Below are 12,731 nucleotides of genomic sequence, written 5' to 3'. Positions count from 1 at the left end.
CTTCTGTCCCCTCTCTGGATATGGATGCTCCGTCCATTATAAGCCAACTAAACACCGTCGTACAGCGGTTTACAGACAACTTCGTGCAGTTAAGCGTTTACATGTGCGCGGCTTCCGGATAAAATCATTGTAGATTTCCTGCCAGTTGTTATAATAGAAGTTATCAGATTTTTGCGTCAGCAGGAGAGGGTGGAACCGCAGTGCCGATTAATGTCCCGAAAAACCTTCCGGCCAAGGATGTACTGGAAGGCGAAAATATTTTCGTCATGGAAGATGAGCGCGCGACAATGCAGGACATTCGTCCGCTTAACATCGTGATTTTGAACCTCATGCCGGAAAAAGAAAAAACAGAAGCCCACCTGCTCAGGCTGCTCGGAAACTCGCCGCTTCAGGTAAACATTACGTTTTTGCGCACGGTGACCTATCAGCCGAAAAATGTCAGCCACTCGCATCTGGAGGAGTTTTACAAGGACTTTGACAGCATTCGCGAGCACAAGTTTGACGGCATGATTATCACCGGTGCCCCGATTGAGCATCTTTCCTTTGAAGACGTGATTTATTGGAAGGAAATCACGGAGATCATGGACTGGGCGGAGCAGAACGTGACGTCGAGCTTACACATCTGCTGGGGGGCGCAGGCGGCCCTCTATCATCTGTATGGTATTCAAAAGGTGCCGCTTGAACAGAAGTGTTCCGGCATCTTCCGGCACCGGATTGATCCGGCCGTGAAGCAGATCGAGCTGCTGCGCGGCTTTGACGATGAGTTTATCGCCCCGCACTCACGCTACACGAATATTGCCGTCGATTCGACGCTGGAGCATGATGACCTGCTTCTGCTCGCTTCGTCGAAGGAAGCAGGGCCGTTTCTGTTAATGTCGAAGGACGGACGTCACGTCATGGCAACCGGCCATCTCGAATATGATACGGTCACGTTGAAAGAAGAGTATGAGCGCGATCTCGACCGCGGACTGAGCGTGCAGATTCCTGCTCATTATTTTCCGAACAATGATCCATCCGAAGCGCCGATGAACCGCTGGCGCTCTCATGCGCACCTGCTGTTTTCCAACTGGCTCAACTACTACGTTTACCAGCAGACACCGTTCGAATGGAATTGATCGTCTCGCTCCGGCCGCGTGCCGGGGCGTCTTTTTTGTATAAGGGGTTGTTTCGGTAATCGAAGGTCCTGTTTCATTCTGCCTGTAACGGGTATAAGAGCATATCCACATCACTTACAGGAGGAATTTTATGGGACAAATACCATCTAACTATACAATGATGCAATTTTTTGAATGGCACGTACCGAACGACGGCAAGCACTGGCAGCGTCTGAAGGAGCACGTGGAAGAGCTTCAGGGTGTTGGCATTAATGCTGTCTGGATTCCACCAGTAACAAAGGCAATCTCCCAGGATGACAATGGCTATGGCGTGTATGACCTTTATGATCTCGGAGAGTTTGATCAAAAAGGGACGGTCCGCACAAAGTACGGCACGAAGGAAGAGCTGCTGGAAGCGATTCATGCCTGTCACGATCATGATGTGATGGTTTACGCCGATATTGTGATGAACCATAAAGCCGGCGCAGATGAAACGGAAACGTTTGAAGTCGTGGAAGTTGACCCGGACAATCGCACCGACGTAATAAGCGATCCCTATGACATCGAAGGCTGGACCAAGTTCACGTTTCCCGGACGGGACGGCGAACACTCTGACTTCATCTGGCACTACTACCACTTTAATGGAACGGACTACGATCAAGCGGAAGAAAAGGATGCTGTCTTCCGGATTCTTGGCGATGGGAAGGAATGGAACGATCACGTCGATGATGAATTCGGCAACTACGATTATCTCATGTTCGCAAACATTGACTACAATCATCCGGAAGTTGTGGAAGAGACGTTGAACTGGGCAAAATGGTTTGCCGCTGAAACAGGCGTCGACGGCTTCCGACTCGATGCGATCAAGCATATTAATCACAACTTTATCTCTGACTTCATCTGGCAGGTACGGGAAGAACAGGGCGGCGGCTTTTACTTTGTCGGCGAATTTTGGAATCCGGACGCGGAAGCGAAAGAAGAGTTTTTGGAGTACGTCGACTACAGCATCGACTTATTTGATGTTGGTCTGCACTACCGGTTTCACGAGGCTTCAGAAAAAGGTGAAGACTTTGATCTGCGGACCATTTTTGAAGGGTCACTCGTGGAAAAGCATGAAGCGAACGTCGTGACGTTCGTCGACAATCATGACTCACAGCCGGGCGAATCGCTCGAATCCTGGGTCGATGACTGGTTCAAGCCGATGGCCTATGCTCTTATTTTACTGCGCGAAGACGGCTATCCGTGCGTCTTTTACGGCGACTACTACGGGATTGACGGCGATGAACCGATCGACGGTAAAAAGGAGATGCTGGATCCGCTCCTGCACGCCCGTAACCAGTACAGCTACGGCGAGCAGATCGACTATTTCGATCATCACAGCACCATCGGCTGGGTCCGGCTCGGTTCAGAGGACCATCCCGACTCCGGCTGTGCGGTCATTATGACGAACGGAGAGCCGGGGTCGAAAACGATGAACGTCGGCGAACACCGAGCCGGTGAAATATGGCATGATCTGACCGGCAGCGTAGAAGATGATATTGAAATTGATGAAGAAGGCAATGCAGACTTTCCTGTAGACGGCGGGAGTGTTTCTGTCTATGTAAAAAAAGAGTAACACCGTGCGTCTTCACCCATAAAAAGAGGCGCCGCTTCCTGACAGCGGCGCCTTTTTTCACGTTATACCGGTTCTTTTTCAAAGCATGCCTTATACAAGCTTTTGACGGCTAAATCGGCATCTTCTGCATTTACGCCAAACATCATGCTCACCTCAGAGGATCCTTGGTTGATCATCTTAATGTTCACGCCCGCTTCTGAGAGGGCCGTCGTCGCCTTAGATGCGACACCGACCGTGCTTGCCATGCCTTCTCCGACGACCATGACCATGGCAAGGTTCCGCTCGACATGCACCTCCTCCACATCGAGCTCTTCGCGAATCCGCTCGAGGATCCGCTTCTCAGCCGCATCGTTCAAATATTCTTCCCGAACGATAATGGACATATTGTCGATTCCGGACGGCGTATGCTCAAAGGAAATACCTTCTTCAGCTAAAATGTTCAGCAGGTTCCGGCCAAAGCCGACTTCCCGGTTCATCAAATATTTCGTCAGGTTAATCGTCACAAACCCGCTGTCGCTTGCAATGCCGATCACCGGCAGACCTTCCCGTTCCCGCTCAGCAGTGATGCGTGTTCCCGGCGCGTCCGGGTGATTCGTATTTTTGATGGCGACCGGCACTTTCTTTGCTACCACCGGCAGCAGCGCTTCATCGTGGAACACCGAAAATCCGGCATACGCAAGCTCCCGCATTTCCCGGTACGTCAGCTGCTTCATTTCTTTCGGGTTTTCAACGAGCGACGGGTTGACCGAGTAAACGGAATCCACATCTGTGAAATTCTCATAGAGGGACGCTTCGACACCAGCAGCGATGATCGAGCCGCTGATATCAGAACCGCCGCGCGGAAACGTCACGATATGCCCCGCTTTGGACACTCCGAAAAATCCAGGAATCACAAGAATGCCTTCCTCTTCGCGCAGCTTCTTCAGCCGCTCGTACGCTTCAGGCAGGATGCGGGCGTTTGCCGGTTCGTCTGTCACAACCATACCTGCTTCCTCAGGTGATACGTACCGGGCTGTTTCTCCTAACGACCGCAAATAGGCAGCCATGAGCTTGGCGTTCTCATTTTCACCACTTGCCATCAGCGCATCCATGAGCCGTGGCGGATCGGTTTTGTATTCGTCAATCAGCTTCCGCAGCTGCTGCTCTGTTTCGGCTGCCGGATTTCCCGACAGGCCAAGTCCGCGGACGATCGATTCATAGCGTTCTTTCACTGCCTGAAGACTTTCCTCAACAGGGCCATCCTCCAGTACGTCAGCTGCCAGGGTGACAAGCAGATCGGTTGTCTTGATGTCTTCTCCATGCCGTTTTCCGGGTGCGGAAACGACGATCAGCCTGCGTTCGCTGTCCGCACGGATAATGGTCGCTGCTTTTTCAAACTGCCCGGCGTCAGCCAGCGAGCTTCCGCCGAATTTTGCTACCTTTACCATATGCCTGTCCCCTTCTTTGTTTCTTTTAAATGTACAAATGTCCTCTTTGAAAAGACATAACGTAAGTATACTAAATCCGAACTCCTGCTTCAACAGGTAAAGCAGGCTTTTCAGCACGAATAAGAAAATCCCCGGAGGCTGGCTCCGGGGATAGAAAATGTTCTATTCTTCGATTGTTACTTCGTGTAGCTGGTAAAGGCCGTTTGGATGCTTCCAGAAGCCTTGTACTTCGTCACGAAGACCGACGAGGTAGTCAGAGTGATACAGATATAGCATTGGAGCTTCTTCTACGAGAATTTCCATCGCCTGCTCGTAAAGGTCTTCACGAGTAGCTTCATCTGTTTCTGTACGTGCATCGTCAAGCAGCTGGTCAAGCTCTTCGTTGTCCATGAAGGAACGGTTACCTGCTGCACCGTGCTGGCTGGAGTGGAACAGTGCGTACATACCGTAGTCGGCATCCGCTGTTACTGTTACCCAACCGAGGATGAACATGTCGTGCTCACCTTCAGCTGTGCTGTCGAGGTATGCGCCCCACTCAAGTACTTCGATCTCAGCGTTAACGCCGATCACGGAGAGCTGCGCCTGAACGAGTTCTGCAATCTGGATACGCTCTTCGCTGTCGTTCGTCCAGAGCGTGATGTCCATGCCGTCGCCGTAGCCAGCTTCTTCAAGCAGCTCCTGCGCGCGCTCTGGATCATAGCTAAGCTCTTCTACTTCATCAGAGAAACCGAATACGAGATCGTTGATCGGACCAACGGCCGGGTTTGCAGTCCCGCCAGTTGCACCTTCAATGATGTCGTCCTTGTTGATCGCCATTGTCAGTGCCTGACGCACCTGCTGGTCATCAAGCGGCTCCTGCTGCATGTTGAAGCCGATGTATGCAAGGCTTAAGCTTTCCTGCTCGTATACGCTGATACCGTCTGTTCCGTCTACACGGTTGCGGTCATCCGGACGTACAGGATAGATGATGCTGGCTGCACCAGTTTCAAGCTCACCAATCTGAGTCTGCGGCTCAGGAGTTACCTTAAATGTTACCTGGTCAACACCTGCAGGGTCACCCCAGTAGTCGTCATTGCGACTGAGCACTACTTCAGAGCCCGGGTTCCACTCTTCAAACTGGAAGAAACCAGTTCCGGAAGGATTTTCGTTCAGGTAGTCGCCCGGCTGTCCGCCATCTTCTGCCTGCTCATAGTCTGCTTCAATCGCTTCTTCACTGATGATGCTTCCGCCAGTATGAGCCAGGTGTGCCGGCAGTGGAGCGAAAGGAAACTCCGTGTGAAATTCTACTGTATAATCATCTACCGCGACAACTTCTTCAACCATTTCAAAGAGGAACGCACGCTCGGATGCAACATCCGGGTCCTGGATCCGCTCAAAAGTAGCGACAACGTCGTCAGCTGTAAAATCAGAACCATCGTGGAACGTCACGCCTTCACGGAGCGTGAACTGCCATACGTCTTCTTCTACATCTTCCCACTCTTCAGCAAGAAGCGGCTCGATTTCGCCTTCTTCAGACTGTGCTACAAGTGTTTCGTAGAGGTTGTGCTGCACGTTACTGGAAGGTACGTCGTTGGATCCTTGAGGATCAAGTGCAACGATGTCGGAAATCTGTGCGATAACGAGGTTATTCGGATCGAGATCCTCATCCGTCGCTTCGCCTTCTCCGTCAGCTGCTTCTTCGCCGTCGTTATTGTCGGCTGCTTCTTCGTTGTTGTTCTCTTCTGCCCCGTTGTCCGGTGCAGCGTTGTTGTCCCCGCCGCCGTTGTTATCCGGCTCGCTGGCACACGCCGCGAATGTCATGGCAGCAGCAGTCGTGATGAGCGCTGCTTTCAGCGTCTTGCTTTTTAGCATGATCGTTCCCCCTTAATGGTATCTCATATTTTTACATTCTTGCTCCACTTTAATTTACAATACGGTTCATAAAAAAACAAGTTCTTTTTTTCTGAAAATAATATATTGAGCAATTATTACTGCAATATAACTTCATCACCGCGTTAAAGGAATACAAGCTTTGTGCAATAAATCACTTGCTTGTTAACCTTTCTTACAAGCTTTTTTACAACATATGCCAGATTTAATTTACATACAAAACTATATTGTAAAAATATCTGTCTTTTTTGGGATTATCCCTTGTGTAAAAGTGTGTTAATGATATAATTTTTTCGTATCGTTTATTCAGTGTCCTATTATAATAGGAGGATAATGGCAATTAAGCGGTTACATTTGTCAAAATCAAATATATTTTGTGAAAGAGAGGTTTCGTTATGGCTGAGACAACTGTCAGACATGCCCCAAAGGATCCGAAGCGGATCAATCCATATTTGGAAAACTTCAAAACGGCCTGGCGTAAGCTTCGTCAGAACTATTTGGCGATGGCCGGCGGTATCTTGATTCTTTTCTTCATTATTACTGCCTTTGTCGGACCGATGCTGACGAGTCTGGATCCGAACATGCCGAATGTACAGGCACGGCTTCAAGGTCCGTCTTCTGAACACTGGTTTGGCACGGACCATCACGGACGTGACATCTTCACCCGTATTATTCATGGAATGTCGATCACATTATACATAGGATTCCTTTCAGTAGCGATCGGAATGGTGTTCGGGGTCGCACTCGGTATCGTCTCCGGCTACTACGGAAAAGCAATTGACGCGATCATCATGCGTACGATGGATGTGCTCCTTGCTTTTCCTGGTATCCTGCTTGCTCTTGGTATCGTAGCTGTTCTCGGACCGAGCATTAATAACGTTATTATTGCCATTTCCATTTTTTCTGTACCTGTATTTGCCCGAATCGTACGTGGTTCTACGCTCGCTGTGCGCCAGCTGGAATATGTCGATGCGGTGCGTGCACTCGGCGCGTCAGATTTCCGGATCATTTTCCGGCACATTCTGCCGAACATTATGTCGCCGATCATCGTTCAGGCAACCTTGTTTATCGCGACTGCGGTCTTGACAGCAAGCGGTCTTTCCTTCCTTGGTCTTGGAGCTCAGCCTCCGACACCGGAATGGGGAGCGATGCTGTCTGCTGGAAGAAACTATATGTGGGAGCATCCGCATATTGCCCTCTTCCCTGGTATTGCCATCGTCCTGGTCGTTCTTGCCTTCAACCTGTTTGGTGACGGAGTCCGTGACGCACTGGATCCGAAACTGAAAGCATAAAATAACGCAAGCGAGGTGAAACACTTTGATTAAATATACGATACGCCGCCTGCTTCAAACCATTCCGGTTATGTTCGGGGTGACGATCATCGTTTTTCTGATGATGCACCTCATTCCGGGGGACCCGGCTCAGATTATGGCTGGGGAGCGTGCGAGCGAAACACAGATTGAACAAATGCGTGACCGTCTCGGCCTGAATGATCCGCTTTATGTACAGTACGGCACGTTTGTCGGAAATGCTGTACAAGGTGATCTCGGCAACTCGATCCGCAGCGGACGTGCTGTCAGTGATGAAATCGGCGTCCGTTTCTGGATTACCGTAGAACTTGCCCTTTACAGTACGATTGTCAGCGTGTTTATCGGTATCATCGCCGGCGTTATTTCGGCGACAAGACGTAATTCTTTTTCTGACATGTTTATCATGGTCTTTGCCTTGTTCGGTCTGTCTATGCCGAACTTCTGGCTTGGTCTTATGCTGATTCAGTACTTAGCCTTGAACATTGAATGGATGCCAGTTTCCGGATGGGGCTCTCCGCAGGCGATTATTCTGCCTGTCATCACCCTAGGGACTGCCGGGGCCGCGATTATCGCCCGAATGATGCGCTCCAGTATGCTGGAAGTTATTCATCAGGATTACATCCGCACCGCCCGCGCTAAGGGGGTAAAGGAGCGTTATGTCATTTACAAGCACGCATTGCGCAATGCAATGATCCCGGTTGTCACGGTAGTTGGTCTTCAGTTCGGTACCCTTCTCGGCGGCGCCGTACTAACAGAAACCGTGTTTGCCATCAATGGGCTCGGACGTCTCGTCGTGGAAGCTATATCTCAGCGTGATTTCCCGATCGTTCAGGGGGCTGTACTGATTCTTGCTCTGTTGTTTGTGTTCGTTAACTTCCTTGTAGATATTTCCTATCGACTCCTCAACAAGCGGATCGAGCTGGATTAACCGATATTCCGACATTGAAAGGTGGGAAAAACGTTGGAACAAAAACCATCCATTATTAAAGTGGACGACCTCCAGACGTCCTTCTTTACCCATAAAGGGGAAATCAAGGCCGTAGACGGTGTACACTTTGACGTCCCGGCCGGAAAAACGCTCGGAATTGTGGGCGAATCCGGTTCAGGAAAAAGCATCACGTCCCTTTCTATCATGCGTTTGATTGAAGACCCGGGTAAAATCAAGGGCGGTCATATTTACTTCCACGGCGAGGACCTGCTTGAGAAAAGTGAAGCAGAAATGCGCCAGATCCGCGGGAATAAAATCTCGATGATCTTTCAGGAGCCAATGACGTCTCTGAACCCGGTCTACACCGTCGGCGACCAAATTGCGGAAGCTTATCAGATTCACCGCGGCATGTCCAAAAAGGAAGCTCTGAATAAAGCAGTTGATATGCTGGAACTCGTTGGTATTCCTTCTCCGAAGGCCCGGGTGAAAGCTTACCCGCACGAGCTCTCCGGCGGTATGCGCCAGCGCGCGATGATAGCGATTGCCCTCGCGTGTGATCCAGAGCTGCTGATTGCCGATGAGCCGACAACGGCTCTTGACGTGACGATTCAGGCACAGATTTTGCGCCTGATCAATAACTTGCAGAAGGACCTCGGCATGTCAATGATGCTGATCACACACGACCTCGGTGTTGTGGCGGAAACGTGCGATTACGTTGCCGTTATGTATGCAGGTAAAATCATTGAATATGCAGACGTGGAAACACTTTTCTCCAAGCCAAAGCATCCATATACGGTCGGCCTGCTGAAGTCGCTGCCACGTCACGACATCGATCAGGACGAGCTTGAAGTGATCCGCGGCATGGTTCCACGTCCGGATGAGCTTCCGGAAGGCTGCCGCTTCGCACCACGGTGCCCGTTTGCCCGTGATATGTGCCATGAACGACTGCCGGACCTTGAAGAGCTTGAAGACGGAAACCAAGTACGCTGCTGGATTCATACAGACCAGTGGGACGGACCGGAGGTGAACGTACGAGATGACTACTCCACAGCAGATCCTGAAAGTACAAAATCTTAAGCAGTACTTTCCGATCAAAGGCGGTATTTTTGGCCGCAAAGTAAACGACGTGAAAGCTGTCGACGATATCAGCTTTGAAGTGAATGCTGGTGAAACGCTCAGCATTGTTGGCGAATCAGGTTGCGGTAAATCGACGACAGGACGCGCAATTCTGCGATTGGATAACCCAACTTCCGGTACCGTGGAATTTAACGGAAAGGATCTCGTCTCTCTCAGCAAGAAGGAAATGCGCGATATGCGAAAGGACCTGCAGATTATCTTCCAGGATCCTTACGCATCGATTAACCCTCGCCAGACGGTACGTCAGATTCTGAATGAGGCGATGGAGATTCAAAACGTCGCTCCGAAAAAAGACCGTGAAGAGCGAATTAAAGAGCTGATGAAGACGGTCGGTCTCGGTGAGCACCAGATTGACCGCTTCCCGCACGAATTCAGCGGCGGTCAGCGTCAGCGTATCGGGATCGCCCGTGCGCTTTCCGTAGACCCGAAAATGATCATCTGTGACGAGTCGGTGTCGGCACTCGACGTATCGATTCAGGCACAGGTATTGAACCTGCTGAAGAAGCTGCAGCGGGATCTCGATCTGACGTATCTCTTCATTTCGCACGACCTTGGTGTCGTCCGTCATATTTCCGACCGCGTACTCGTGATGTACCTCGGGAAAATCGTTGAGATTGCAGACAAGAAATCGCTGTTCGACAACCCGAAGCACCCGTATACGCGAACGCTTTTGTCCGCGATTCCGGTTCCGGATCCGACAAAGCGGAAAGAGCAGATCATTCTGAAGGGTGACGTTCCTTCTCCGATTGATCCGCCAAGCGGCTGCCGGTTCCATACACGCTGCCCATTTGCGACCGATAAGTGTGTAACGGATGATCCTGAGCTCCGAACAAACGATGACCTGATGAAAGACGGCCACCGCGCCGCCTGCCACTACATTGAGGAAATCGAATCCGGTGAAATGCAGCCGAATTATTAAGATAAGTACCGAAAGAACCCTCTGGCTTATTACTTGCCAGAGGGTTTTTCATATGCTGTGCCCAGTGAATTGTTAACTTACACCGGCTTTGTGTTGCGTCTCATGGTCCTTGTGTCACTTTATTCGTTATAGCGATCTGTTAAGTTCCGTAAGTTACTTTTGCTTGCCGGTGGGTTCCTTTTGTCCGCCGTTAAGGCGCCTTGCACCCGAGGCAGAGTTACATTTGCGCGGGCTTGTGCAGCTTTTCCGAAAATACAGTTTGCAGGAAAGCCTAATGATGCATTCGCCCGTTTTCCATTTCACGCGTCATCCGTGAAAGGTCCGCGCAAGGGCTTCTGCCTCCTTTACTGCTTTTTTCAGGCGCGTTTCAGCTTCGTCAGGATACGTACTGGTGCCTTCGACGTGAATGTGATCATACTGCTTCACTCCGGTCAGGCCGAAGATAGTCCGTAAATAGGAGTCGCCGTGCTCAAACGCCTGGAGCTTGCCGTGCGAATAGACCCCGCCGCGCGACTGAAGGTGCAGTATCCTGACGTGGCCGAGCAGCCCCTCCATGCCACGCTCCCCAAAGCGGAACGTTTTATCCGGCAGGATCAGCTGATCGATGTATGCTTTTACAGGAGAAGGCAGCCCCATATTCCAGAGCGGAGTAACGAACACGACTTGATCAAAACGCAAAAATTGATCAACCCACGGACTTGTCACCGGGCGGGTTGTCTTTCGCTCCCACGCGTCCAGCTTGTCGCCAGTCAGCGGCGGCGGCGAGTCCGCAAACAGATCGAGACGCTCTATGTGAGCTTCCGGATAGGTGTCCTGATAGGCGGAAAGAAACGCTTCTCCGAGCCGAAGACCGTATGATTCGTGTGTATCTTTAGGGTTCGCGGTGACGTACAGCAAACTCATGATTCTTCCTCCTCCTGCAGCAGTTTTTTCGCCATATACAGTCGCTGAAAGGCTGTGATCAGCTCGACAGCGAGAAACAGCAGTGTGAAAAACAGCAGATACTCCGTGAATAAAATCATTAGCGACAGCAAAATAAAGCCTTCTGTCCGTTCCGCAAGCGCAGGCTGATAGTAAAAGGATTTCTCTGTTTTCTTATCAGCAACGGCACCCACGGTGAGAAAGATGGTGACCGTATATAAAATAGATGCCATGAGCAGCAGCATCGCCCACATCAGATCCGGATAGCGGAACGCGAGGGCAAGAATGATACCTGCCTCGACGAGCCGGTCAAAGCTGACGTCGAGCACCGTGCCGAATTTTGTACTGATCGTTTTCCGGGCCATCGTGCCGTCAACGGCGTCTAAAAACCCGGAAAACCAGAGCAGCAGAAAGCCGGTGACATACCAGCCTGCAAATACTGCTCCGGCGGCTGCTATTCCTGTGAGAAAACCGAGCACCGTCATTTGATTGGCAGAGAGACCGGTCCGCAGCGCGACTCCTGCTGTTTTTTCAATCACTGGCTGCACGATGTATCTTGCCTTCGTATCAATCACAGCGCACCATTCTCCTTCTCTTCCTTAACGGACAGCTTCACCTCGTCCCCCTCTTGATACATCGTATCACTTCGAACAACGACCGTCTGCTTTAGTGCTGGCACTGCGATACGGTAAAAGCGGTAGCCGTGCATAAAGAGCGGATGCTCCACGATGCCGCTGTACGATCCTGCTGCTTCTACGCTGATTGAGGATGCAGGAATGAAGCGTTTGTCGTATAACCCGTCCCCAATGACATCCGCCGCCGCGCGGTTTTCCGGATGATGATAGACTGCTTCAGGCGAGCCCTGCTGCTGCACGGCGCCGTCCTTCATGACGATCAGCCGGTCGCTCATCATGACAGCCTCCTCCTTGTCGTGAGTAACGAAAAGAGAGGTCACGCCCTCTTCACGCAAAAATCCGCGCACCCACGTCCGCAGCGACTGTCGAAGCGATGCGTCAAGACTCGAAAAAGGCTCATCAAGCAGCAGCAGCTTAGGCTTTAACACAAGTGCCCGCGCCAGAGCCACGCGCTGCTTTTGACCGCCGGAGAGTTCGACCGGGTAGGCGTTTTCCCACTGATTCATCTCTATTTTCTGCAGCATACGCCGGCTTTCCTTCAGCCGTTCGTCTCGCCCGAGCTTCCGTCGTCCATACTTCAACCCATAGGCAATGTTTTGCAGCACGGTGAGCTGCGGGAAGAGCAGCGCTTCCTGGAATAACAGTACGACGGGCCGCTGTTCGGCTTTCCAGCTGGTGATATCTGTGCCGTCCAGGATGACGCTGCCTTTTGTTAGCTGCACGAGACCTGCCGCAGCCCGCAGCAGCGTTGTTTTGCCGCAGCCGGATGGTCCGACGATACAGGCTGTTTCTCCTGCAGCTGCAAAAAGAGAGACACCGCTGAAAACGGTGTGTTTCCCGTACTGTTTTTCTGCGTCAATGATTTCCAGCATGCTT

Annotated in this window: 11 protein-coding genes; 6 read left to right on the top strand and 5 right to left on the bottom strand. The window is 51.2% G+C overall.

What is annotated here, in order from left to right:
- The first annotated feature begins 200 nt into the window (after positions 1–200).
- On the top strand, positions 201–1,115 hold the full coding sequence (metA, locus tag ACSZLD_RS10740) for a homoserine O-acetyltransferase MetA (protein WP_377909045.1): 915 nt from the start codon (positions 201–203) through the stop codon (positions 1,113–1,115).
- A 139-nt stretch (positions 1,116–1,254) separates the two neighbouring features.
- Positions 1,255–2,709, top strand: coding sequence for an alpha-amylase (locus ACSZLD_RS10735; RefSeq protein ID WP_444685235.1), 1,455 nt, complete (start codon positions 1,255–1,257; stop codon positions 2,707–2,709).
- Between the two features lie 62 nt (positions 2,710–2,771).
- On the opposite strand, the gene ACSZLD_RS10730 is transcribed toward ACSZLD_RS10735, so the two are convergent.
- Positions 2,772–4,136 carry an aspartate kinase gene (locus tag ACSZLD_RS10730; protein ID WP_444685162.1) on the bottom strand — a complete coding sequence of 455 codons (1,365 nt, stop codon included), beginning with the start codon at positions 4,134–4,136 and terminating at the stop codon, positions 2,772–2,774.
- Between the two features lie 162 nt (positions 4,137–4,298).
- Positions 4,299–5,987 carry a glutathione ABC transporter substrate-binding protein gene (locus ACSZLD_RS10725; protein WP_444685161.1) on the bottom strand — a complete coding sequence of 563 codons (1,689 nt, stop codon included), beginning with the start codon at positions 5,985–5,987 and terminating at the stop codon, positions 4,299–4,301.
- 413 nt (positions 5,988–6,400) lie between these two features.
- On the opposite strand from ACSZLD_RS10725, the gene ACSZLD_RS10720 reads away from it, so the two are divergent.
- The 4 genes from ACSZLD_RS10720 to ACSZLD_RS10705 are packed head-to-tail and all read left to right on the top strand — an operon-like array spanning position 6,401 to position 10,299.
- Positions 6,401–7,297 carry an ABC transporter permease gene (locus ACSZLD_RS10720; RefSeq protein WP_444685160.1) on the top strand — a complete coding sequence of 299 codons (897 nt, stop codon included), beginning with the start codon at positions 6,401–6,403 and terminating at the stop codon, positions 7,295–7,297.
- A gap of 25 nt (positions 7,298–7,322) precedes the next feature.
- Positions 7,323–8,243 (top strand): nickel ABC transporter permease, encoded by a 921-nt coding sequence (gene nikB / locus ACSZLD_RS10715; RefSeq protein ID WP_444685159.1) that lies wholly within the window; start codon positions 7,323–7,325, stop codon positions 8,241–8,243.
- A 33-nt stretch (positions 8,244–8,276) separates the two neighbouring features.
- Positions 8,277–9,320, top strand: a complete 1,044-nt coding sequence (locus ACSZLD_RS10710) for an ABC transporter ATP-binding protein (RefSeq protein ID WP_444685158.1) — start codon at positions 8,277–8,279, stop codon at positions 9,318–9,320.
- Positions 9,280–10,299 carry an ABC transporter ATP-binding protein gene (locus ACSZLD_RS10705; protein WP_377909039.1) on the top strand — a complete coding sequence of 340 codons (1,020 nt, stop codon included), beginning with the start codon at positions 9,280–9,282 and terminating at the stop codon, positions 10,297–10,299. Before ACSZLD_RS10710 ends, ACSZLD_RS10705 begins: the two co-directional genes overlap by 41 nt.
- A 306-nt stretch (positions 10,300–10,605) precedes the next feature.
- On the opposite strand, the gene ACSZLD_RS10700 is transcribed toward ACSZLD_RS10705, so the two are convergent.
- The 3 genes from ACSZLD_RS10700 to ACSZLD_RS10690 are packed head-to-tail and all read right to left on the bottom strand — an operon-like array spanning position 10,606 to position 12,727.
- The gene (locus ACSZLD_RS10700; RefSeq protein WP_444685157.1) at positions 10,606–11,202 is read right to left on the bottom strand and encodes an FMN-dependent NADH-azoreductase; all 597 of its coding nucleotides are present in this window, start codon (positions 11,200–11,202) and stop codon (positions 10,606–10,608) included.
- Positions 11,199–11,795, bottom strand: a complete 597-nt coding sequence (locus ACSZLD_RS10695) for a CDP-alcohol phosphatidyltransferase family protein (protein ID WP_444685156.1) — start codon at positions 11,793–11,795, stop codon at positions 11,199–11,201. The genes ACSZLD_RS10700 and ACSZLD_RS10695 overlap by 4 nt, the downstream gene beginning before the upstream one ends.
- Positions 11,792–12,727 carry an ABC transporter ATP-binding protein gene (locus ACSZLD_RS10690; RefSeq protein ID WP_444685155.1) on the bottom strand — a complete coding sequence of 312 codons (936 nt, stop codon included), beginning with the start codon at positions 12,725–12,727 and terminating at the stop codon, positions 11,792–11,794. The genes ACSZLD_RS10695 and ACSZLD_RS10690 overlap by 4 nt, the downstream gene beginning before the upstream one ends.
- Positions 12,728–12,731: the final 4 nt, after the last annotated feature.

Origin of the sequence: Alkalicoccus luteus, from assembly GCF_052061695.1 — a bacterium.
GTDB classification, from domain to species: Bacteria; Bacillota; Bacilli; order Bacillales; family Salisediminibacteriaceae; genus Alkalicoccus; species Alkalicoccus luteus.
This window is presented reverse-complemented; position numbering and strand designations above follow the sequence as displayed.

Coding starts and splice junctions, on each gene's coding strand:
- ACSZLD_RS10690 (WP_444685155.1), bottom strand. CDS start 12,727: ATGCTGGAAATCATTGACGCAGAAAAACAGTACGGGAAACACACCGTT.
- ACSZLD_RS10700 (WP_444685157.1), bottom strand. CDS start 11,202: ATGAGTTTGCTGTACGTCACCGCGAACCCTAAAGATACACACGAATCA.
- ACSZLD_RS10705 (WP_377909039.1), top strand. CDS start 9,280: ATGACTACTCCACAGCAGATCCTGAAAGTACAAAATCTTAAGCAGTAC.
- ACSZLD_RS10730 (WP_444685162.1), bottom strand. CDS start 4,136: ATGGTAAAGGTAGCAAAATTCGGCGGAAGCTCGCTGGCTGACGCCGGG.
- ACSZLD_RS10720 (WP_444685160.1), top strand. CDS start 6,401: ATGGCTGAGACAACTGTCAGACATGCCCCAAAGGATCCGAAGCGGATC.
- ACSZLD_RS10725 (WP_444685161.1), bottom strand. CDS start 5,987: ATGCTAAAAAGCAAGACGCTGAAAGCAGCGCTCATCACGACTGCTGCT.